Annotated in this window: 19 protein-coding genes; 15 read left to right on the forward strand and 4 right to left on the reverse strand. The window is 54.4% G+C overall.

The window, feature by feature from the left end; translation table 11 throughout:
• Positions 1 to 141 precede the first annotated feature (141 nt).
• From GO013_RS02785 to GO013_RS02820, 8 genes are read left to right on the forward strand one after another with little or no spacing between them, the layout of a single operon-like run.
• Positions 142 to 633: a (2Fe-2S)-binding protein gene (locus tag GO013_RS02785; protein ID WP_163808526.1), complete on the forward strand. Its 492-nt coding sequence runs from the start codon at positions 142 to 144 to the stop codon at positions 631 to 633.
• Positions 633 to 3,002 carry a xanthine dehydrogenase family protein molybdopterin-binding subunit gene (locus GO013_RS02790; RefSeq protein ID WP_163808527.1) on the forward strand — a complete coding sequence of 790 codons (2,370 nt, stop codon included), beginning with the start codon at positions 633 to 635 and terminating at the stop codon, positions 3,000 to 3,002. The genes GO013_RS02785 and GO013_RS02790 overlap by 1 nt, the downstream gene beginning before the upstream one ends.
• Positions 3,002 to 3,994, forward strand: coding sequence for an FAD binding domain-containing protein (locus GO013_RS02795; protein ID WP_163808528.1), 993 nt, complete (start codon positions 3,002 to 3,004; stop codon positions 3,992 to 3,994). The genes GO013_RS02790 and GO013_RS02795 overlap by 1 nt, the downstream gene beginning before the upstream one ends.
• A gap of 15 nt (positions 3,995 to 4,009) precedes the next feature.
• On the forward strand, positions 4,010 to 4,624 hold the full coding sequence (locus GO013_RS02800) for a nucleotidyltransferase family protein (protein WP_163808529.1): 615 nt from the start codon (positions 4,010 to 4,012) through the stop codon (positions 4,622 to 4,624).
• Between the two features lie 9 nt (positions 4,625 to 4,633).
• Positions 4,634 to 5,452: a selenium-dependent molybdenum cofactor biosynthesis protein YqeB gene (yqeB, locus tag GO013_RS02805; RefSeq protein WP_163808530.1), complete on the forward strand. Its 819-nt coding sequence runs from the start codon at positions 4,634 to 4,636 to the stop codon at positions 5,450 to 5,452.
• Positions 5,449 to 6,246, forward strand: a complete 798-nt coding sequence (gene yqeC, locus GO013_RS02810) for a selenium cofactor biosynthesis protein YqeC (RefSeq protein WP_163808531.1) — start codon at positions 5,449 to 5,451, stop codon at positions 6,244 to 6,246. The genes yqeB and yqeC overlap by 4 nt, the downstream gene beginning before the upstream one ends.
• 48 nt (positions 6,247 to 6,294) lie before the next feature.
• Complete coding sequence (locus tag GO013_RS02815) at positions 6,295 to 7,875, forward strand: BCCT family transporter (RefSeq protein WP_163808532.1); 1,581 nt, start codon at positions 6,295 to 6,297, stop codon at positions 7,873 to 7,875.
• Between the two features lie 29 nt (positions 7,876 to 7,904).
• Positions 7,905 to 8,930, forward strand: coding sequence for a molybdopterin-binding protein (locus tag GO013_RS02820; protein WP_163808533.1), 1,026 nt, complete (start codon positions 7,905 to 7,907; stop codon positions 8,928 to 8,930).
• Positions 8,931 to 9,422: 492 nt separating this feature from the next.
• Here the strand turns inward: GO013_RS02820 and GO013_RS02825 are convergent, their stop codons facing one another.
• From GO013_RS02825 to GO013_RS02835, 3 genes are all read right to left on the reverse strand, one after another.
• Positions 9,423 to 10,469 (reverse strand): FUSC family protein, encoded by a 1,047-nt coding sequence (locus tag GO013_RS02825; RefSeq protein WP_163808534.1) that lies wholly within the window; start codon positions 10,467 to 10,469, stop codon positions 9,423 to 9,425.
• A gap of 163 nt (positions 10,470 to 10,632) precedes the next feature.
• Entirely contained in the window at positions 10,633 to 12,027 is a 1,395-nt protein-coding gene (locus GO013_RS02830) for a sigma-54 dependent transcriptional regulator (RefSeq protein WP_163808535.1), read from the reverse strand.
• The gene (locus GO013_RS02835; RefSeq protein ID WP_163808536.1) at positions 12,027 to 14,453 is read right to left on the reverse strand and encodes a DUF3365 domain-containing protein; all 2,427 of its coding nucleotides are present in this window, start codon (positions 14,451 to 14,453) and stop codon (positions 12,027 to 12,029) included. The genes GO013_RS02830 and GO013_RS02835 overlap by 1 nt, the downstream gene beginning before the upstream one ends.
• A 269-nt stretch (positions 14,454 to 14,722) precedes the next feature.
• Here GO013_RS02835 and GO013_RS02840 point away from each other — a divergent pair, with 269 nt between their 5' ends.
• The 7 genes from GO013_RS02840 to GO013_RS02865 all read left to right on the forward strand — a co-directional run bounded on the left by GO013_RS02840 (position 14,723) and on the right by GO013_RS02865 (position 21,133).
• Positions 14,723 to 16,363 (forward strand): putative sulfate exporter family transporter, encoded by a 1,641-nt coding sequence (locus GO013_RS02840; RefSeq protein ID WP_163808537.1) that lies wholly within the window; start codon positions 14,723 to 14,725, stop codon positions 16,361 to 16,363.
• A 15-nt stretch (positions 16,364 to 16,378) separates the two neighbouring features.
• On the forward strand, positions 16,379 to 16,543 hold the full coding sequence (locus tag GO013_RS16970; RefSeq protein WP_203529350.1) for a hypothetical protein: 165 nt from the start codon (positions 16,379 to 16,381) through the stop codon (positions 16,541 to 16,543).
• 81 nt (positions 16,544 to 16,624) lie between these two features.
• Positions 16,625 to 17,068, forward strand: a complete 444-nt coding sequence (locus GO013_RS02845) for a universal stress protein (protein WP_163808538.1) — start codon at positions 16,625 to 16,627, stop codon at positions 17,066 to 17,068.
• The gene (locus GO013_RS02850; protein ID WP_163808539.1) at positions 17,065 to 17,673 is read left to right on the forward strand and encodes a hypothetical protein; all 609 of its coding nucleotides are present in this window, start codon (positions 17,065 to 17,067) and stop codon (positions 17,671 to 17,673) included. The genes GO013_RS02845 and GO013_RS02850 overlap by 4 nt, the downstream gene beginning before the upstream one ends.
• An 8-nt stretch (positions 17,674 to 17,681) precedes the next feature.
• A complete protein-coding gene (locus GO013_RS02855) occupies positions 17,682 to 17,978 on the forward strand; it encodes a hypothetical protein (protein WP_163808540.1) in 297 nt (98 codons plus the stop codon).
• A gap of 292 nt (positions 17,979 to 18,270) precedes the next feature.
• Positions 18,271 to 19,311, forward strand: a complete 1,041-nt coding sequence (locus tag GO013_RS02860; protein WP_163808541.1) for a linear amide C-N hydrolase — start codon at positions 18,271 to 18,273, stop codon at positions 19,309 to 19,311.
• 169 nt (positions 19,312 to 19,480) lie between these two features.
• Complete coding sequence (locus tag GO013_RS02865; protein WP_163808542.1) at positions 19,481 to 21,133, forward strand: FG-GAP-like repeat-containing protein; 1,653 nt, start codon at positions 19,481 to 19,483, stop codon at positions 21,131 to 21,133.
• Between the two features lie 107 nt (positions 21,134 to 21,240).
• Here GO013_RS02865 and GO013_RS02870 read toward each other — a convergent pair whose 3' ends face one another.
• Positions 21,241 to 21,717, reverse strand: coding sequence for a methylglyoxal synthase (locus GO013_RS02870; RefSeq protein ID WP_163808543.1), 477 nt, complete (start codon positions 21,715 to 21,717; stop codon positions 21,241 to 21,243).
• Between the last annotated feature and the right edge of the window lie 155 nt (positions 21,718 to 21,872).

The raw sequence follows: 21,872 nt of genomic DNA on the forward strand, positions 1-21,872 counted from the left end.
TGGGCCTGCGGGCCTACCCCAACAAATTTCTCCCATGGATAGCCTGTGGGACATGAGCGACCACGCTCAAATAACGCATTACATCTCAATACATCCGGCCGGATACAGGCCGACCGAAAACGTTCGACAAAGGGAAGCATCATGACTGAACAACGAAAAAAGCTCATCACATTGACAGTGAACGATGAAATTCTGTCAATTCCGGTGGAGTCGCATTGGACCCTTTCCAAGGTCCTTCGGATCGAATGCGGTCATACCGGAGTCAAGGAAGCCTGTGGCGAAGGTGCCTGTGGCGCATGTACCGTGCTCATCGACGGCGTGGCCGTTCCTTCCTGCATGGTTCTGGCCGTGGAGCAGGACGGAAAAACCATTGAAACCGTTGAAGGACTGTCCAAGGACGGCAAGCTCCACCCCATTCAGGAAGCATGGCTCGAAGAATACGGCGCACAATGCGGATTCTGTTCTCCCGGCATGATCATGACCACCAAGTATCTGCTGAGCAAGAATCCGGATCCCACGGATGACGAAATAAAGGAAGCGCTCGGCGGCAACATCTGCATCTGCAACAACTATGAGCACATTTTCAACGCCGTGCGCAGTGCGGCCAAGAAAATGGCAAAGGAGCGGAACTGATGGCTGAACTCAAATCCATTGGCAAATCGTTCCGGCAAAAAGATGGCCGCGCACGGGTCACCGGCGAAGCGAAATTCTATGCCGACTTCATTCTGCCCGGAATGCTCCAGACCCGCATTCTGCGGAGTCCGTATCCCGCAGCCGACATCATCTCCATCGACACGACCGAGGCCGAAGCCCTGCCCGGTGTGCGTCTGGTCATGACGTATGAGAATTATCCCAAGGCCTTCCGCCAGTCCCTCTATTATGTCGGGGACCTTGTCGCTGCCGTTGTCGCAAACGATGAGACCATCGCCGAGGAAGCCACACGACTCATCAAGGTCGAATATACAAAGAAAAAATTCGTGGCCAGCATCGAAGCCGCCATGAAGGACGGGGCACCGCAGGTTTTCGACGGTGTGGATAACTGCCAGGACTGGGCCTTTCACGCCATTCTCAGTGATCGCGACCCGGAAACCGGCCTGTTCAAAACCAAAACCCCATCTGATTACAACGGATTTGGTGATATTGAAAACGGATTTGCCGAAGCAGACTATATCGTTGACCAGAAGAATCTCAAATACGCCTATTGCAAAGGTCCGGCCATGGAACCCCGTGGCTGCACCATCGATTTCGACGGTTCCAAACTCAACGTCTACACCCACTCGCAGGGAATGCACGATGAAAAGCTGTGCCTGGCTCAGGCCCTTGGCGTTCCGTCCAGCATGGTCAACTATGTTTCACCCTTCACCGGCTCCAGCTTTGGCGGCAAAAACGCCTTTCCCCTGGATCGCAATATCGCCTCCCATTATCTCATGGTCGCGGGTCTCGCCTCTCTCGATCTGAAACGGCCAGTGCATTGTCCGTATTCCCGTGAGGAAGAAATGGTCAGTGGCTGGTCCCGAGGCAGTGTCACCGATGTCAAAATCGGTTTCAAAAAAGATGGCACGCTCACGACAATGGATCTGGCCCACTGGCAGGAAACCGGAGCTGGCGGCGACAAGTATCCGGCCAAAAACGCCATGCTTGCCACCGGAGCAGTGCTCTACTCCCACAACTGCAAGAATCAACGCGGCAAAATTCACTATGTGAACACCAACCGCCAGCCCGCCGCAGGATGGCAGGGATACGGTGCGCCCGAAGGCACCTTTGCCGTGGAAACGACCATGGATATCGCATCCTATGAGCTTGGTATCGATCCGGTCGAACTCCGCAAAATGAATTGTATGCGCGCCGGAGACATCGATGCTGGATGGGATCCGCTGGTCTATAAATCGGGTCTGATTTCCTCATCCGGCATCCGGGATTGCCTCGACGCCGGAGCCGAACGACTCGACTGGAAAAACACCTGGCAGCATCCCAGTAAGAAAAGCGGCCGTATTCGTCACGGCATGGGCGTGGCCATTTTTGCCATGGGCGCTGGCCGTCCCGGTCCCGGCAATTCGTCGGAAGCCATGGTCAAGGTGTACCCGGACGGTTCTGCGGCTCTGGTTTGCGCCGTGGCCGACATCGGTCAGGGACAGCACACCGTCCAATGCCAAATCGTTGCCGAAGCCTTGGGCTTGCCGTACAATAAAATCGGCATTGTCTGCCACGACACCGATTCGACTCCCTTCGCCACATTGGTGGCAAACAGTTGCGGAACATGGATTCAAGGCTGGGCCACCTATGAAGCCGCAGTTGACGCCAAACGGCAGATCCTCGAACTCGCGGCAGGCGTCATGGGCGTCACCTCGGCAGAATTGGATTTGAATGAAAACGGTATCTTCATGACCAGTGATCCCAACAAGGGCGTTTCTTTTGCCGAAGCCTTCGGCACACGCGGTCATTACGGCGGTATCCATGAAATTACCGGATACTACGTCAACAACTGCCCGCATCCCAAAGGTCTCAAAGACGGCAAAAAGGATCAGGTCTACATTCCCAAGGAGAAGGGCGCACAGTTCATTTCGCTGGATATCGACACGGAAACCGGCATGATCGAGAATGCTCGCGTGACCATGGCCCAAAACGTCGGCAAGGCCCTGAACCCGAAAATCGTCGAGGGTCAACTCTGCACCTCACGTCACGGCGTGGACAACGCCATGCTGGGCAACGACTGCATCATCGACAAGCGCAACGGCTGGCTCATGACACCCAACTGGGTTGACTACCGCCACACCACGACCATGGACTGCGATGTTGATCCCATTGTCATTGAAAAACCGGGCGATCCCACCCATCCGTTTGGCGCAACAGCCTGCGGTGAAGGCGCGGCCTGCCCCACTCTGGCGGCTTTTTCCAATGCCATCTACAACGCCATCGGCGTCCGTTTAACCGAAACACCATACACCCCGGAAAGCATCCTCATAGGCCTGGGCAAGATCAAGGCCAGAGGGAGGAAAAAATAATGAAACGTTTTACTCATCTTGACGCCACTTCCTTGGAAGAGGCGGTTTCTTTGCTCAACGACAGTACAGGCCCGGCATATGTCATTGCCGGGGGAAGCGACCTCATGGGATGTCTCAAGGACAACCTTTGGATGGAAGCCCCGGAACGCATCATCAATCTCAAGACCATCCCCGGTCTCACGGATATCACCGTTGAAGACAATGCGCTGCATATCGGTGCGCTGGTCACGCTGACCGAAGTCGCCGAGTCCGAAACCGTGAAAAAGAACTGGCCCGGACTGGCCGAAGCCGCCCGACGCACCGCCTCGCCGCTGTTGCGCAACATGGGCACGATCGCCGGAAACATCTGCCAGGAAAACCGTTGCTGGTATTATCGGTATCCCGACAAAATCGGTGGTCGCATCGACTGCGTTCGCAAAGGGGGCAAACGGTGCCTTGCAGTACCGGGCGATCACCGCTTTCACTCCATTTTCGGCGCGGTCAAGAAATGCATTGCCGTCAATCCGAGTGATACGGCTCCGGCCCTTGTCGCACTCAACGCAACGGTCCTCACGACCAAACGGTCCATCGCCATCGACGACTTCTTCTCCGCTGAAAACGGCGCGCAATCAACGATCCTGGATCGCGATGAAATCGTCACGGAAATCGTGGTGCCCCGTCCCGCGACAGGCCCGACCAACGCATTCCGCAAAATCGCGTACCGCAAGTCCATCGACTTCGCCCTGGTCAACTGCGCGGCGTCTCTGGACATCGCGGACGGCGTTATCACCGGCGCAAGAATCTGTCTCAACGCAGTCCACAACCTTCCGCGTCGCTGCGAAGCCTCGGAAGCCTTGCTCATCGGCAAGGAATTGACCGAAGCACTTGCTCAGGAAGCCGGAAAAGCCGCTGTAGCCGAAGCCAAACCGTTGCTTCAAAACGGATACAAGGTGCAGATGGCTCAAACCATTGTGGGCGATACGCTCATGGACTGCATCAACCAACCTTCATAACCAAGGATGCCTGGCATGAACCATCACCTCGCCAAGGTTTCAGGTGTTATCCTCGCCGCTGGCCAGGCCTCCCGAATGGGCAGGGACAAATTGTCCCTGCCCTTCAAGGGGCTTCCATTACTGCACCAGGTCGTCGATGCCGCGCGCAATTCCACCCTGACCGAAGTCATTGTCGTACTCCCTGAAGATTCCGAACTTCGGCGGACGGTCGATCTTTCGGGCTGTACCGTGGTGACCAGTGTTGATCGCGACAAGGGACAAGCCGAATCGCTCAAGGCCGGTTTGCACGCCATCGACGAAACCGCTGCCGGATGCATGGTTCTTTTGGGAGACCAACCACTTCTGACCACCGAGACCATCGACATGCTCGTGGGGGCTTTCGCCCAACAACCGGAATGTTGGGTCGCCCCGGTTCAAGAAGGAATGCGTGGCAATCCCATCACCATCCCGTGTGACTGGTTCCCCAAAGTCTTCGAACTTGAAGGCGATACGGGTGCCCGTCCCATACTCGGCTCGCCCGGACTGGCCTTGCGTCTGGTCCGCATCCATGAAGTCGGTCCCTTCATCGACGTGGATACCGAACACCATTACCAACGACTTCTTGCCAAATACGACACGAAGCCCGCTTAGGAGCACATCATGAGTGCCATACATACTCCGACAATCGCCATTCGTGGCGCAGGCGATCTCGCCACTGGCGTCGCCCTTCGATTGTATCGGGCCGGATTGACCCGAATTATCCTGTTGGAAACCGCCCACCCTCTGGCCGTCCGCCGGACCGTGGCCTTTTCCGAAGCCGTTTCCCTCGGCAAAATGACCGTGGAAGGCATCACTGCCACCCACATAGCCTCAACCGAGGACATCGAAAAAACCTGGGAAGACAAAAGACTTCCGGTCCTCATTGACCCGAAGGCCGAATCGCTCTCCACGCTCCGGCCCGACGTTCTAGTGGACGCCATTCTCGCCAAACGCAATATCGGGACATCCCGGGATCAGGCCGAGTTGGTTCTCGGTCTCGGACCAGGTTTCACAGCCGGAGAAGACGTTCACCGGGTCATTGAAACGAAACGGGGGCATCACCTTGGCCGGGTCATTGAACACGGGCAGGCTGCGGCAAACACCGGAATTCCCGGGGTCATCAAGGGATATTCCATCGAACGCGTCCACTGGGCCGATCACGACGGCACCTTTACCACGCCATTCGACATCGGCCACATGGTCGAAAAAGGAGACGTCATCGGCATGGTCAATGACACGCCGGTCAAGGCGTCGCTCTCCGGTGTCATCCGAGGGCTGCTCAAGAACAATACACCGGTCACCACACGAACCAAACTCGGAGATGTGGACCCCAGAGGCACGCTGTCCTATTGCGGTGAAGTCTCGGACAAGGCCCTTTCCGTCGGCGGCGGCGTGCTGGAAGCCATTTGCGCACACCTGTTTGCTCCGGAACAATCATGAAAACACACCCGGCCATCGACACAGCCGTCTCTTTCATCGAATCGAGACACCAGGTCATCACCGCCATTGGAGCGGGGGGAAAAACGACACTCCTTCACTGGATTGCCCAACGGCGACTTGCTGCCGGACACCGTGTTGTCCTCACGACAACGACGAAAATCTTCCCGCCCCGAGACCGTATGACCATTTTGTTGGCCGATGGTCCCGGTTTTTTTGATACAATTGCCGAAACACTGAAGCACACGCCGTGTATTGTCGTGGCCAAAGACCGTGATCGCACCACCGGAAAGCTCCTTGGTCTGGCCCCCACAACCGTGGACGCACTCCACGCACTTCGCATCGCGGACACCATTCTGGTCGAAGCGGACGGAGCGGCCCAAAAACCACTCAAGGCACCGGCCGACCACGAGCCAGTCATTCCCGACTGCTCCGACATCTGTGTCGCCGTCATGGGACTGGATGCCGTGAACCAACCGTTGGCCGAACAGCTCGTCCATCGTTCCGAACGTTTTGCCGCCATCACAGGGGCAATCATGGGATCCCCCATCACCCCGACGCACATGGTCAAAATGGCGACGGCCCCGAACGGGTTATTCAAAGGCTGTCCGACCCGCTGTGAACGCAGCGTTTTCCTCAACAAGGCAGACATCCCCGGCGGGCATGACTTGACCAAAGAGTTCAGTTCCTTCTTGGACAAAAATGGAGGGGCATCCGCTCTCTCATGGTTTGTAGGGAGTTGTTGCAGACACCAATTCCACCCGATCCATCTTCAACGCGTGACGGCACACGCTTAAAATACCCCTCTTGAATTTTCTTCACAAATTTGAAAAAAGGAAACAACTATGGCTACAGAAGATCAAACAACGACATCACTTCCACGCTGTCCATCGGACAAAGGTGGTATCTGTACAACCTGTTTCTTTGGCGCGTTGTCCATCATTCTTGCCGCATGTATTCCACTGATGCTCTATCCCGAAGCCGGAGAAAAGGTCATCAACGTCATGTTCCAGTTCATCACCATTAAGATGGGATGGCTATACATGCTGTTCGGCCTCGGCACATTCTCCCTGCTCATGTGGTTTGCTTTTGGGCCATTCAGTCATAAACGGCTCGGCGACACCATTGAATATTCCACTTTTTCCTGGATCGGCATGTTGTTCTGTGCCGGAGTGGGAGCCGGGATCATGTTCGGCGGGTCCATTGAATGGGCCTACTACGCGGCCTATCCCATGCACGGTGCTCCTGTCGGTTCTCTCAAGGCCGCTGAATGGAGCACGGCATACGGCATGTTCCACTGGGGTCCCATCTGTTGGTCCATCTACGCAGTTCTGGCCGTGCCCATCGGCTACAGCTATTATGTCAAACGCATTCCCATTCTCAATATATCCCAAGCCTGTACCGGCCTGCTCGGAGACAAGGTCAACGGCTGGCCCGGCAAAGTCATCGACATCTTGTTCATGACCGGTCTTGTAGCCGGATCAGCCACGGCACTGGGGTTGGGTATTCCCATCGTCGCCGCTGCCATCGCGTCCGTCACCGGACTTGAACACTCTTTCTGGCTCGAATTCGGCACCTTGATCCTCGTGACCTCGATCTTCTGTATCTCGGCCAGTCTCGGTCTCAAAAAAGGACTGAGCAAACTCTCCGACTTCAACGTCATGATCGCCATGGCCCTGCTCTTGTTCGTCTTCATTGTCGGTCCGACCGTGTTTCTCACCGATATGGCCATCACCTCCATCGGGCTGATGTATTCGAACCTGATAACCATGGCCACCTGGCTGGACCCCACCAATGCCAACGGATTCACCAAGGACTGGACCGTTTTCTACTATGCATGGTTCGTGGCCTACGCGCCTTTCATGTCCCTGTTCATTGCAAAAATCTCTCGTGGCCGCACGGTCCGCGAAGTCGTGCTCGGTCCTGTCCTCATCGCTTCGCTCGGCTGTGGCTGTTTCTATCTCGTCTTCGGCAACTTCGGATTACATCTCCAGTTGACCGGCCAGCTTGACGTGGTTTCCATGGTCAAATCGGTCAAGGGTGCCACCGCCATCATGGCCATCGCCGATTTCATTCCCATGGCGTCACTCTACAAGGTCGTTTTTGCCAGTGTCACCGCCATTTCCATGGCCACCACCTTTGACGCCGTCTCATTCGCCTTGGCCGCCACGACCACACGCAAGCTCACTCCGGATGAAGAACCGGCTCGCTGGAATCGCCTGTTCTGGGCCATGTCTCTAGGACTGGTCCCCACCGGCATCATGTTGATCGATGGGCCACTGTCCGTCCTTCAAACCGCGTCCATCGTGGTCGGACTGCCCGTCCTCGGCGTCATCGCTCTTGGTGTCTTTTCCTTTCTCAAGGAATATCGCCGCACCGGCTGGATGGAACACGACGCCACGATCTGCGCCCCGCGCGACATCTAACGCACTTTTTGCACGATACGGAGAAACTCATGAAAACCATGCATGTTGAAAATGCCGTGGGAACGGTCCTGTGTCAGGACATCACCCGCATTGTCCCCGGAAAGGAAAAAGGCCCGGCCTTCCGCCGTGGTCACATTGTCACCGAAGCCGACATCCCGACACTTCTCGATATCGGCAAGGAACATCTCTATGTCTTTGATCCACAGGATGGCTACGTTCACGAAGACGACGCGGCCCGCCGTATCGCCACAGCCGCCGCTGGTCAGGGCATCGAACTCAGCACGCCTGTCGAAGGCAAAATAACACTCCGTGCCGCTCAGGACGGATTATTGGACATCAACACCTCGACCCTTTTCAAACTCAACTCAATCAAGGATGTCATTTTCGGCACCATTCACACCAATCAGCTCGTCCGGACTGGACGAGCCATGGCCGGAACCCGTGTCATCCCGCTCGTCATCCCAGACGAACTCGTCTCTCAAGCGGAAACCGTGCTTCGTGAAAATGCGCCACTCATTCAGGTTCGACCTCTCAAACCCGCCCGAGTCGGCATTGTCACCACGGGCAGTGAAGTCTACCACGGACGGATCACCGACAAATTCGGCCCCGTCATCCGCAAGAAATTCAAAGACTACGGTTCGACCACCATCGGTCAAAAACTGGTTTCAGATGATCCGGAAATGACCAAGAATGCCATTCTGGATTTCATCGGGAACGGTGCGGATTTCGTCGTCATCACCGGCGGCATGTCCGTGGACCCCGATGACCAGACGCCTGCCGCCATTCGCATGGCCGGTGCAGACATCCTCGCCTATGGCGCACCCACCTTTCCCGGCGCGATGTTCATGCTCGCCCGAATCGGCGATGTGCCCGTCGTCGGACTGCCCGGCTGCGTCATGTATTATCGGGCCAGTATCTTCGATCTCATCATTCCGCGATTGCTCGCAGGCAAAGACGTCACCCATGAAGATATCATCAACCTCGGACACGGCGGCTTCTGCGAAGGCTGCGACACCTGTCGATACCCTGTCTGCGCTTTCGGAAAAGGTATCTGAAAATAAGAATGTCTCCGACGGCTGGGGGAAAGGGAGGAAAAACCCTTTGAAAAGGGCTTTTCCTCCCCTTCCCCCAGACCCTTATCCCTTTCTTTTCCTAAACTTTTTATCGCGCCTTCGGCGAGGATATACGTCAGCGTGAAGGCTCGATGTGAAAGGTCTCCGACGTCCAGAACTTTTTGGTCCGCCTTCGGCGAGGTTCCACGACATCCATTGAGTGGGATTGAAGAAGTCAGAAAAAGAAAAGAGGGGATGATTAAAAAACTGAAAGAATTTTGCCCAAAAAATACGTTTTAATTTTTTGTATCGAGTCTGTAAAAAATGCAATTTTTTACAACGCCCTCCCAAAAACCGCACGAACTCACGCAGCCGACAGCTTCGAGCGAAGCGAGCGATAAAAAATTTCGGGGAGTCCAGAGGCCCCTTTTCAAAGGGGCCTTTGGCAGGTCCAGGACAGCGTCCTGGTCCCGCTGAAAGCGCCCCCCGGGAGGGTTATCGTTTCAATGCGTCTTGATTCTTGAGAGTATTGATAAGGTATTCGCCGAGCCGTTGTGCGGAGCTGATGAAACCGAGCACTTGAAAAAGTCGCTGCGCACCGAAACGGTTGGTGACTCCTTGACGGCGCAATTCGATAAAACGTGTTTCGATATGGCTGACAGCCTTTTCGAGCCGTTCGGTATCGTGCGGAGTTCCGGTTCCGATAGCACGAAGCGCATTGGTGGTTGCCCGGGTCAACTCGGTCAACTCGGGAGCCATGATGATATCGAATCCCACGCCTTCCACCTGATTGAGCAGGGTCAACATGGATTGCAATCGTTCGAGTACGGACCGCAAGACATTGACCTGCGTGGAAAGCAAATTCACGTCATCCCTGAAAAATCGTCGTTCCACGGAAAAAACCTTGTGGAACATTTCCTTGTTCTTTTCCGTTTCACCGGCAAAATCATCAAACAAGTCGGCATCGGTTTTTTGTTGCAGGGACAAGAAATTATCCATGATCCGTGTGTAGCGGACAGCGACTTGCCCGTATTGGTGTTCAAGTCGTTCCCGCAGGGCGGCACCGGCCCGTCTGGGCCAGAGAATGACGGAAACGAGAAACGCACACATAACGCCGATACCGATTTCAGCGACACGGGACAGGGTAAAAAGAATACGATTCTCATCGGTAAGACTGGTCAGATAAACGATGGCCACAGTGATGGCAGCCATGCGAAACCGCACATTGTATCGCGTGAGATAGGCGCAAATTCCGGTTCCAACGAAAATACCCAAAAGGGTGTACATAGGCGTTGCCGGGAAAATCAAAATCAGCAGAATTCCCATGCCCGCGCCAAGAGCGGTTCCGGTAAATCGGTATAAACACATGTGAATGGAATCCGCCACATGGACCTGCATGACGATAACCGTGGTAATGACGGCCCAATAGGCATAGGGCACGCCAACAAAGCCTGAAATGACATACGCCAACACACTCGCCACGCCGACTTTCAGACCGTGACGAACTTGACTACTTGCAATGAGTTTCTTGATATAAGACATAATCTCAGCCGGATTCGATAATTTATTGGTCAGCGAAAACCGCCACCCATGATGAACACCGACGCCCGGCTCTCTCACATTGTGATCGATCGGTCAATCATTAAAGCCGGAACAATATTCAGAGGCCGCTATCATCCGTGTAACCAGCCCCCATAAAAGCCCCTTATTTATACGTTCCAGCCACCACATCCAGCCGCTTGAGAATCTTTTGCAACGCGACCCGGGATAACCCGCTTTGCCGGGCGGCCTCGGACACATTCCCCCGCGTCTCGGCCAAAAGTTCTTCCACATACGCCCGGGTGAAATCATCCACGACCTTTTCCTTGGCATCCTTGTACGGGGTCAATCCCGATGTTTCTTCACCCGGCACACCATCAAGCCCTTCCACCAAACGAAGGTGCACCAACTCCAGGGATTCGCTGGAAGAAAAAACCGCCAAACGACGTATGAAATTTTGCAATTCCCGAACATTGCCGGGCCAGGCCTTGGTGGACAAATAGGCCACGGCATCCGGTGACATATTTTTGGGCGCGACCTTCATTTCTTCGCAGGAAATGGTCAGGAAATGCCGGGCAAGCAACGCGATGTCGTCGCTCCGATCACGCAGGGCCGGAACATTCAAGTTCAAAACGTTGAGCCGATAATACAGATCCTCGCGAAAACTGCCGTCCTTGATCTTGTCTTCGAGCGGCTGATTGGTGGAGGCGAGAATCCGCACATCCACGGGAAGAGTCGTGCTTGACCCCACAGGACGAATTTCCCCTTCTTGAAGGGCGCGTAACAACTTGGTCTGAATTCCCGGAGAAATATCACCGATTTCATCCAGTAATAACGTCCCGCCATCCGCTGACACGAAAATTCCCTTGCGATCACGGTCCGCACCCGTGAACGCGCCCTTGACATGGCCAAACAACTCGCTTTCCAACAGTTGGTCCGGGATGGCCGGACAGTTGACCGTGAGCATGGATTTTTCACGACGCCCACTCAATCGATGAATGGTCCGCGCCACCAATTCCTTGCCCGTACCGGATTCACCCCGGATCAGGACGGTGTATTCGGACTCGGCAACAGCGGCAATGCCCTCTTTGAGTCGCCGAATGGCAAGGCTGTCGCCCACCAATTCGTTGGCCCCTTTCTGCTCGGCGAGCAATTCCTGAAGACGGGCATTCTCACCGAGAAGACGGCTGCGCTCAATCCCTCGATCAACAACGTGAAACAGGTCTTTGGGGTCAACGGGCTTGGTCAAAAAATCGTATGCCCCCTTTTTAAGCGCATCCACAGCCGTGGCAACCGTACCATAAGCGGTCAACATGACCACGCTCATGTCTGGCGCGATTTCCCGCGCGCGCCGAAGCAATTCAACGCCATCCATATCCGGCATGTTCAAATCGGTCAGCATCAAGCCAAACACATCGTTTTGCAATGCGGCGAGGGCCTCGGAACCGGACAAAACCGCCATGATATGTTCGTCGGGATAATGCCGCCCCAGCAAACGGGCCAGACCTGTGGCAAAATCCTTTTCATCATCCACTATGAGTATGCCAATGGCATGTGTCATCATTCACTCCGTTCCACGTCGGTATTCACAGGCAGGCGAACGGTAAACACCGCGCCGTTGTCGTTCTCCATCTCGATGGTTCCGCCGATTTCCTGCGCCAGTCCATAGACCACGGCCAGCCCGAGTCCGGTCCCCTTGCCCACATCCTTGGTGGAGAAAAACGGATCAAACAATTTCAACATGTCTCCTTCCGGGATACCCGGACCATTGTCCGCCACCAGAATATTCAGGGTATCGGTCCTTCTGACATGATGGACTGATACAATAATATGTCCCGTCTGTTCCGCAACAGCATCCAGCGCATTTTTCAACAAATTGGCGAGAATTTGTTCAATGGGTTGCTCGTTGGTCACAATCGACGGCAGGTTAGGCGCAACGTCCGCTTCGACGGCAACCCCTTTTTTCTCGGCCTGCACACGGAAAATATTGATGGCATCGCCCACCACTTTGCCCACATCCAGATTCACTGGTTCCAATTGCTTTGGCCGGGCAAAATTCAATAAATCCTGCAACACGCTTTCCGCCTGGGATGCGTGTTTGATGATCACTTCGGCATCCGAAGCGATTTCCTGCGGGGATTCTGCACCGCGCAATAATTCAGCATAGCATTTGATAACACCCAACGGGTTATTGATCTCATGGGCAAGCCCTGCGGCAAGCTGGCCGACCGTGGCCAACTTTTCACTCTGCTGCATGGAAACAAGCATCTGTTTCTCTTGGGTAATATCACGAACGTACACAACTCCTCGCGCCTCATCCGCCACCCCTTCGGCAACAGGAAAAACACTCAGTGAAAACGACCTGCCATCAGCAGTTTGCACCTCGCGAGCCAGAGTGGAACCTTGCTCCAAAGACGATTTCAACGGACAGGTTGAAAAAACGCCACCCCGTCGAAACAGGGAAGAACACGCGGCATCGGTCACATCGCCGCCAAAAGAAAGACACAGGTCCCGAGCGGCCGCATTGGCCAGCACCACGCCACACCCGCCATCCATCAGCAAGAGCGGATCACTGATTCCTTCGACAATGGCCTGCAACATGTCCTTTTGCCGCAACAGATTGTGCAATGCCGCAAGATTTTCCATGGCAATGCCAAGCTGTTGCCCCAAGGCCCGTAACACGTTGCGGTCCTGATTCGTTATCCGAGCACCCGCATCCCAATGCAAGCACAGGATACCCTCGGACGAAGCGTCACTCGCCCACACCGGAATGTACGCCTTACCGGATTCGTAATACGGTTCGACTTCCGTGATGATCTCTTTCCAATTGGCCGGCAACTTCGGCCTGCCCGTATTCTCCGGCCAGGTATAATATGTCTGAGACGCGAGCATACAGATGAACGCCCCACTTTTGGCCCGGAAGCGTTGAACAATAAGCGGCAACGAATAATGCCACATCTGCCGCCGGGTATGACTCTTGTTCAACCCATCCAGCAACTGGACAAACAACCCCACATCCGACCGCCGTTCTTCGGCCTCCAAGGTCAATTCACCAGTACGGACCTCGACCATCTGCTCCAAATTTTCGGAATGTTGCCGCAACTGGTCATTCATCTCATGGACATGGTCTCCGAGTTCTTCCAACCCCTGCACCACCTCTTCGATCTCATCGACATTATCGAGTTTCTTCATGAATCCCAGTTCTTCGTCATCATGAAATAGCGTCCGAAACTTGCCGCTCAAACGATGCAGATTCGTCATGATAAGTCGATTGAAAAACATCTGGACCAGGGCGTAAAAAAGCAACATGCCGCCGCCATACAATGCGGCGTATCCAATCGTGGCCTCACGGATTTTCCCGACAGCCCCATCCACCGGCACGCCCACCACCACCAGCCCGGCAATATCGCCCAGGGTGTGCCCGAATCCACGTTCGGAGCCGTACCGTTCCAGCAGGATCGGCGGGGAGTCTTCCGGCACGCCATGACACATCAGACAGGATTGTTTGAACTCCACGGGCCGTGCCTTGACGAAAAAATCCGTGTTGTTGATCTTACGATACCCTTCCCAATACTCGGAACCGGGATTATGTTTGAAATAGGTCAGAATCTCCCGCTCATCATCATTGATTTCAAACAGAGGGTTCCGGGCATTATCCGCCACCCGACGATAATAGTATTCGGAATGACGCAGGTTGAGCCGGTCCATGATCGCCCGAGAGATATAAGACGACGACATGGCCTCGATCACGAATTCCCCTTCAGGGAGCGTCTGATACATTTTGGGTCGAAGGATCTCCCGAACATATCCCTGCACACTGGAGACCTGATTGAGTACGAGATCCGCTTTGTCCCTGACCTGCGTATCCAGCAATGAGCTTAGATGGAAATAGAGACTTGAGGCAAAAAACAGGCCAAGCAGCAAGACGATGCTCCCCAACCCCACAAGAAATTTTGCCTGAAGATTCTTTGGTCCGAACTTCCCCATATATCACTCCGGGCCTCAGGCCCATGTCATCCACGTTTTCCCTCCCACAACAGGCAGGTCGCTGAATCGTAGCGCACTTTTCATCTTTTGAACAACCCGGATCATCACGCGACACAAAGTGCATACCCCACGATCACAACTGCAAACTCTGGTTGGCATTTTTCACCAGAGACCTAAACAAAAATCATATAAAATCAAGCAGTTCGCATTTGGCACAACCTTTGCCTTAAGACGACCAAACCCAAAAAAACTCAAAGGAGAGGTTTGGTATGGCTCAAGCAACTGTCGGACGTCCCGACAACACCCCCGTATGGATCATCAGTGGTCTACTGCTGGCATACGGTGTTCTCGTTTCTTCAGGAGCACTGACTGGTCTTCTGACCACATTCAAGGTTCATAAGGCAATGGACCTGATGCAAACGATGGCTTTTGTCGGTGGCGGACTCGGAATCGCGACCGCAATGCTCCGTAAAGCTCGCTGGAATAAACCCCTGAACAACTTTGATACCTTTGTTCTGGAAACCATTCCCGGAATCCTGTTCATCGTGGCCCTGGCCATGGGCATCCGCTGGTTTGCGGAGCCGATGGTCAAGATCATGAGTTCCGCATTGGTCCCGGTCCTCGGTTTCAAAATCTACAAAGTCCTGAACCTGAACTACGTTGTTCTCGGTATCCTTGTCGGTATCATCATCACCAATAGCTGGGGTATCCCCAAATTTGCGGCATCCGGTGTCAAAACGGCCCGTTTTGTCCTGAAGATGGGTGTCATCCTGCTGGGTGCCCGGTACTCCTTCGCCGAACTGGCAAAGCTGGGCATGGTCTCCATCTGGATGATCGGCTTCTTTGTCCTCGGCACCGTGTTCTTCGTCCTCTTCCTGGGCAAAATCTTCAAGCAACCCAAAACCATGACAGGCGTGTTATCCGCCGGTATGGGCGTGTGCGGTGTCTCCGCCACTGTCGCTTGTGCCCCGGTCGTCAAGGCCAAATGCTCCGAGATGGCCTACACCATCGGAACCATCCTCGGTTTTGGTATCCTGTGCATGTTCGCCTTCCCGACCATCGGTAAGATGGCCGGCATGAACGCAACCCAATTCGGCGCATGGGCCGGAACCGGCATCCTGAACTCTGCTCAAGTCGCCGCAGCCTGCCTCGCCTTTAACGCCGTTGACATCAAAACCCTGAAAGTCGGTGAGATCTTCAACATCACCCGCGTTCTGTTCCTGCCCGTGATCGTTCTGGTGCTCGCCACCTGGTTCGGCAAACAGTCCGGCCAGAAATTGAGCTTCAAGGAAGTTGTCATCGACAAGTTCCCCATCTTCATCATCGGCTTCCTGATTCTGTTCTTCATGTCCTCCATGGGCCTGTTCTCCCCTGCCGGTCACTACAAGGGCAAATACCTCGACTTCAGCTATAACGAACGCACTGAAGTCACACCAGAAGAACTGACACTTCTCACAGGCGTCGCTGCCGCAGGTATTCCAGGACTCAACCCGCTGGAAGCAGCTGCCCTGAATGACCTTGTCAAACAGCATCAGATCGCCGGTAACTTCGATGATCGTGCCGACAAGGATACCTTCGACACCACGGCCCGTGAACGTATGGCCGGTCTGGAATCCATGATCGCCCGAGCCAAGGGTGGTGAGCTGACCATTTCCAAGGACGTCAAGTCCGCTGTCACTCACGCCTTGAAACAGGTTCACAAGAAGTCCAAGACCATCGTCACGCTGACCAATGCCATGATCTGGTTCTTTGCCTACGGCCTGATTGGTTTGGGTATGCAGATCACCCGCAAGTCGCTGGCACAGGCTGGTGGCTGGCCGCTGGTCATGGGTGGTATCTCCGGCGTAGCCAAGGCGACCTTGTCTTTCATCGTCGTCATGTACTTCGTCAAAGACGTCGTCCTTCACTAAAAGGAGCAATAAGAAATGGCTGAAGATATCAAATGCACTGTCGATAAAGACGACCAGGCGGAAAACGAAGAACGCGCATTGTCCGTTTTCGCATCCGAAAAAAGTGAAGACCTGACCGCCCTCGTGCTCGTCATGGTCGTGACCTTCCTGGTCCTGCTGTTCACCAAGTGGATGGCTTAACGTAAGACTCCATAAACCTCGCCGTATCAGGAGGGGGACCCGCGTCCCCCTCCCATACGGAGATCAACACGGTACTTTGTCATGAAGCATATACTTCTCGCAACACACGGCACCCCCGGCGCACGCAAGGCTGAAGTCCTGGCCCGTCAATGGGCCGAGAACTACGGCGCACGCGTCACGGTTCTTTCAATCATCAATGAAGCGTGGGGCGACATGACCTGCGACGACTGGTTGAATACCTCGACCACACGCAATGCGTTCGGTTCATACGTCGCCAGTGAAATCGCCAAGGAAATCGATGCGGTCTGGAACCGTGTTCGCTCCGACTTCGACGGAGTCGAAATCGACTTTCTGAGCAAGGGCGGCACGCTTGAAGACGTGCTCGTCGAAGCGGCAACCACAGTCAATGCCGATGTCGTGATAATGGGAGCCTGGCAAAAAGAGCAGGCCCCCGGCTTCAGAGACCGTTTTGAAAACAAGCGTCTGCACCCGCAGATGCCATGCCCACTGGTGGTGGCACCATGACTTTATCAGAGACCATAGATCGTCGAAAGCGCGTCCACGCGGACGTGGAAGAACTGCCCAGACCAGGTGTCTGGATGGAAACCAACTTGCCGTGGAATACCGCTTTCTGGGACGACCTCAAGGCAAAGACCCTGATGCGCCTCAACCCGCATTGGCATATTGAAAAAAACAAGAACATGACGGGATTCCCTGTCGAAGACGTGCTTGTCGAAGCCGAATTCAAGACTGCGCCCGAACTCATCGTCACCGACGAATCATTTCAGGCAACATTCCCGGAAATCGGTCTGACTCTGTCCGCCAGGAAAAGTGAAAACGGGGCCAATACCGCACTCTCTTTCACCATGGACGAGATTGAAAACAGCCCGTTCTCAACAGAAGATGCCGGACGCACCATGCAGTATTGGCTGCCCAGTCTGCGTGAATACTATCGCCTGCACGAATCCAACTCTTTCAAGCACCGCGCCTGGCGATTCTTCATGGACAAGATCATGCTGACCATGAATCCCACCCAACGCAGAATCAGCGGATTCATGTTCAAACTCACGGTGCTGGAATGCCTGTTCATCGTCATTCTCGGCGTGGGCTGGTTCTATTACGGAGCTTAGGAGGAACCATGTTCAAGAATTTCATCCATCATTTTTGTGTCGGTCTGGGCGCACTCGGCTACCTGCTCGCTGTCCCGATCCTGCTCTATCAATATCTCGGGCTGATCAATGACTGGCCCTACCTCTTTCTGAGCACGGTCCACGATGCCGCCGGAGACTGGTGGCTGGACGTCAACTGGCAGGCCCCGGCCCTCTGGATAGCTGTCGGGGTCATCATACTGGCCGCCGCAACCCACGGTTTCATCCGTCGTCACGACACACGCGGCTACAGAGAAGCCGAAGTCCAAAGCGCATCGGGCTTCTGATTTTCCAGTTTGAAAGAATGGCCTCCTCCTTCTTTTGAACACTCCATACCTCATTGCCCTGAGGGTGGCCCCCCGGAAAAGTTGCGGTATCCTCAACCCCAAAACCGCAACTTTTCCGGAGCCTTTCCCTATACCCGCATTTTCATGACAACATCGCACATTCCCCGCACATCAGGTGCGACTTTCTGCGTCTCTTGACTTTCTGAACTGGGCATCGCCCCATACCCCTATTGCCTCTCCCTCCAAGACATTGTATATTCCTGCGAAATTACCCACAATACAAGGAATATTCATGCGACCAAAAGCTCTTCTCTTCTCACTGCTTCTGCTGCTAATCGTCCTGCTCCAGGTCTCCCCGGCGCAGTCCTGCACACGCTTCATTTACACGGCTGGAAACGATCAGGTCCTGACCGGACGCTCCATGGATTGGCTGGAAGATCTGAAAAGTGATTTCTGGATTTTTTCACGGGGAATGCAGCGTGACGGCGGTGTCGGCAAGGATTCGATACAATGGACAGCCAAATACGGCAGCGTCATCATTTCAGGCTATGACGCGGCTTCGGCTGATGGCATGAACGAAAAAGGGCTGGTCGCCAATCTGCTCTATCTGGCCGAATCCGATTATGGACACCGCAACGGCAAACCGGGACTGTCCGTCGCGGCCTGGGTTCAGTATGTGCTCGACAACTATGCGACCGTCAACGAAGCTGTTGCCGACCTCCGCACCGAACCATTTCGCCTCGTGGCCGCGCATCTGCCAAACGGGTCCGCGCCAACGCTGCATCTGGCCATATCCGACCCAACCGACGATTCCGCCATCTTCGAATACATCGACGGCACCCTGACCATTCATCATGGCAAGAAATTCAAGGTCATGACCAACTCTCCGATCTACGAGCGGCAACTTGCCCTGGATGATTATTGGCAGGAAATCGGTGGACTGACCATGCTGCCCGGCACCAATCGGGCCAGCGACCGCTATGTCCGTGCCAGTTTCTATGTCGATGCGTTGCCCAAATTCAAAGATACCCGCATGGCTGTTTCCGCTGCATTCAGCGTCATCCGCAATGTGTCTGTCCCGCTTGGCATCACCACACCAGGACATCCAAATATTTCCACCACCATCTGGCGGTCTGTTTTCGATCAAAAGAATCGAATCTACTATTATGAATCCGCAATCTCTCCCAACATTTTCTGGGTCGAGCTGAAAAACATCGATTTCAGCGCATCACAACCGCCCAGAAAACTGAGCCTGAAAAAACACCCCGTCTTTGCCGGTGACGTTTCCGGAAAATTTCTCCCGGCCACCCCGTTCACCTGGTTGGCTCCCTAAAACAACGACATCCCATGGCGAGTCCCGGCCATCCGGTTCGGGACTCGGACTTCATTCTTACCGTAAACCAGTCAACAAACAACGCATCCCCCCTTGTCGGCATGGGAAAGGCAGTGTAGACAGACAATCATCTCTTCGATTTTCTGTCACCCACTCCCCGGAGGAACTCATGCGTCGCCTCAGTCTCCAGATCGTCCTTGCCTTGATCCTCACAGGTTTATTGCCTTCATGGGCCTGTGCCCAAGACTCCCCGGTCATCCCGTATCAAACCACGCCTAATTTTTCCACGGACCCTTTTTTTGAAGGACAGGAAGGGGGTGATTTCGGCACCGGCCTGGCATTGGCCGATATCAACGGTGACGGCTTCAAGGACATGGTCGTTTCCAGCGGCAACGACAAGGCCCTGCAACACGTCACCGTCTATTTGAACCGTCAGGATGGGACCTTTCCCGAAACACCCGACTGGTTGTCCGGTGACACCGACCATCACGGCACACTGGCTGTCGGCGATATCGACGGCGATGGAGACAATGATGTCGCTGTCTCGGTTTTTCTCGGCAAAGATCTCGAATATGAAAAAGGCGGAATCAAGGTCTACGTCAATCACAACGGCACGTTGGAAAGCCTACCGTCATTCACGGACACAGGTTACCCATCCTTTGGTTGTGCTCTCGGTGATATCGATGGTGACGGCGACCTCGATCTGGCCGTGGCCTGTGGCGAACCCATTCCCGAAGTGGAAAGCTTTGCCACGCAAGAATGTTCCAAACGGGCCAAACAACGATTCTCCCGCACTCGAAGCAAAAAACGCACAAACAATCCACAGCCCCCGTTCAAGGTCCGCAATCGTATTTATCTCAATACCAATGGGACATACTCGACACAACGCGACACCATCTGGCGAACCTGGGATGCCTTTGTGGCCATGGCCGTCACGTATGGCGATGTCAACGGGGATGGACTGATGGACGTGCTTTTTGATTCCGCGCCGATCCGGCTCTATCTGGGCCGACAGGGAATGACCCCGGACACCACACCGAGCTGGACCTCCGAGGACCAGAATTACTACGGCAATGGCCTTGATTTTGCCCCCACCATCCACACGGAACCGGCACAACCGGACACGGTGCCGACCATTGCAAGTTCATCCAATTGCTACATGGGCAAAGGACGCGGCGGGTTCTCGCTCTATCGATTCCTGTCCCCATTCGTCATTCAATACGAACCCCGAACCAGTTGGCCAATCTGGACTTCGAAACACGGAGGATGGGGTTCGGCCATCCGCCTGGCCGACCTGAACCAGGACGGCAACCTCGATCTCATCACGCACCGTTGGAACCCTCCGGGACGAAATGAACTTGCGGGAACCCTGCTGGTCTATCTCGGCAACGGGTCCACCTACCCCGAGACCTGTGACTGGACATCGTCCGAACAATACACGTCCATCATTGAAGCCATTGATCTGGCCGATCTGGATAAAAAGGCGGTGGCACAGGGTGTCTATGAAGCCTCTGTCGATGACAGTCACTGGGGAAAAGGACAGGATGGACAATCCGTTTTCTACGTCGGGCCACAGATCATTGAAGCAATCACCTCGGTCAAACGGTGGAGTCAGGCCAGCGGATGGCGCGAATTGCGCCCCGGCACGGACTACACCACTGTTCCCGGACGGAACTGGGTCTCCTTTGCCACACCGCTTCATCTGGGCAACAAGGTCCAGATCGTTTTCACGACTTCCCCGGAACTGGATATCGTCTACACCAACTGGAATTGCGATCTCGGAAACTTCATCTACAGGTATCACCGCGCTTCAAATCGATAGGACAAAAAAAAGGCTGGGAAAATCATTTCCCGGCCTTCCTTCCTGCATGATCTCTCTTGGACAGACTCCACAAAGACCAACAACAGTCAAAAATCACGCGACAGCGGCTACCACTCTTTCACATTCCGATCCGCATATTCGAAGTACTCGCCTCGCTTGATGCTGAATTCGTGATCGAAAAAGGCCGATGAAATAAGAAATTCGGCGGACGACCGATTGCTGGCCGTCGGGATATTGTACAAAACAGCCAAACGCAACAACGCCTTCACATCCACATCATGCGGCTGTGGTTCCATGGGATCCCAAAAAAAGATGAGGATATCGACCTCGCCCCCCGCGATCAATGCACCAAGTTGCTGATCGCCGCCCAACGGACCGGATTTCAACCGCCGGACCTTCTTGAATGTCACGCCATCCTTTTTCGATGATCGCTCCTTGAACAGCGTCTCGACCATCCGTCCGGTGGTTCCTGTGGCAATCAAATGATGTTCCACCATCATGGTCCGATTGCAATCAATGAAATCCAACAGCTCACCTTTACAATTATCATGCGCCACAACAGCGATATTTTTCACTTTTTTCATGGTATCTCCCATATCTATTCAGATCAACGGTTCTCGACCGCCGCACATATTCTGCACCTTTCATACCGGCAGCTCAAGGACCATTTTCCCCCACCGACCTCGACGTGCCCACCGAGAATGGGCACCTCTTTATCGAAAAAGCGTCATCCCCATAC

Origin of the sequence: Pseudodesulfovibrio sp. JC047, from assembly GCF_010468615.1 — a bacterium.
Taxonomy (GTDB): Bacteria; Desulfobacterota; Desulfovibrionia; order Desulfovibrionales; family Desulfovibrionaceae; genus Pseudodesulfovibrio.

What these genes read in the sequence shown, in the direction of transcription:
- GO013_RS02860 (WP_163808541.1), top strand. Translation starts at nt 18,271, where the DNA reads ATGCGACCAAAAGCTCTTCTCTTCTCACTGCTTCTGCTGCTAATCGTC.
- yqeB (WP_163808530.1), top strand. Translation starts at nt 4,634, where the DNA reads ATGAGTGCCATACATACTCCGACAATCGCCATTCGTGGCGCAGGCGAT.
- yqeC (WP_163808531.1), top strand. Translation starts at nt 5,449, where the DNA reads ATGAAAACACACCCGGCCATCGACACAGCCGTCTCTTTCATCGAATCG.
- GO013_RS02845 (WP_163808538.1), top strand. Translation starts at nt 16,625, where the DNA reads ATGAAGCATATACTTCTCGCAACACACGGCACCCCCGGCGCACGCAAG.
- GO013_RS02850 (WP_163808539.1), top strand. Translation starts at nt 17,065, where the DNA reads ATGACTTTATCAGAGACCATAGATCGTCGAAAGCGCGTCCACGCGGAC.
- GO013_RS02790 (WP_163808527.1), top strand. Translation starts at nt 633, where the DNA reads ATGGCTGAACTCAAATCCATTGGCAAATCGTTCCGGCAAAAAGATGGC.
- GO013_RS02870 (WP_163808543.1), bottom strand. Translation starts at nt 21,717, where the DNA reads ATGAAAAAAGTGAAAAATATCGCTGTTGTGGCGCATGATAATTGTAAA.
- GO013_RS02820 (WP_163808533.1), top strand. Translation starts at nt 7,905, where the DNA reads ATGAAAACCATGCATGTTGAAAATGCCGTGGGAACGGTCCTGTGTCAG.
- GO013_RS02785 (WP_163808526.1), top strand. Translation starts at nt 142, where the DNA reads ATGACTGAACAACGAAAAAAGCTCATCACATTGACAGTGAACGATGAA.
- GO013_RS02815 (WP_163808532.1), top strand. Translation starts at nt 6,295, where the DNA reads ATGGCTACAGAAGATCAAACAACGACATCACTTCCACGCTGTCCATCG.
- GO013_RS02835 (WP_163808536.1), bottom strand. Translation starts at nt 14,453, where the DNA reads ATGGGGAAGTTCGGACCAAAGAATCTTCAGGCAAAATTTCTTGTGGGG.
- GO013_RS02840 (WP_163808537.1), top strand. Translation starts at nt 14,723, where the DNA reads ATGGCTCAAGCAACTGTCGGACGTCCCGACAACACCCCCGTATGGATC.
- GO013_RS02800 (WP_163808529.1), top strand. Translation starts at nt 4,010, where the DNA reads ATGAACCATCACCTCGCCAAGGTTTCAGGTGTTATCCTCGCCGCTGGC.
- GO013_RS02855 (WP_163808540.1), top strand. Translation starts at nt 17,682, where the DNA reads ATGTTCAAGAATTTCATCCATCATTTTTGTGTCGGTCTGGGCGCACTC.
- GO013_RS02865 (WP_163808542.1), top strand. Translation starts at nt 19,481, where the DNA reads ATGCGTCGCCTCAGTCTCCAGATCGTCCTTGCCTTGATCCTCACAGGT.
- GO013_RS02795 (WP_163808528.1), top strand. Translation starts at nt 3,002, where the DNA reads ATGAAACGTTTTACTCATCTTGACGCCACTTCCTTGGAAGAGGCGGTT.
- GO013_RS02830 (WP_163808535.1), bottom strand. Translation starts at nt 12,027, where the DNA reads ATGACACATGCCATTGGCATACTCATAGTGGATGATGAAAAGGATTTT.
- GO013_RS16970 (WP_203529350.1), top strand. Translation starts at nt 16,379, where the DNA reads ATGGCTGAAGATATCAAATGCACTGTCGATAAAGACGACCAGGCGGAA.
- GO013_RS02825 (WP_163808534.1), bottom strand. Translation starts at nt 10,469, where the DNA reads ATGTCTTATATCAAGAAACTCATTGCAAGTAGTCAAGTTCGTCACGGT.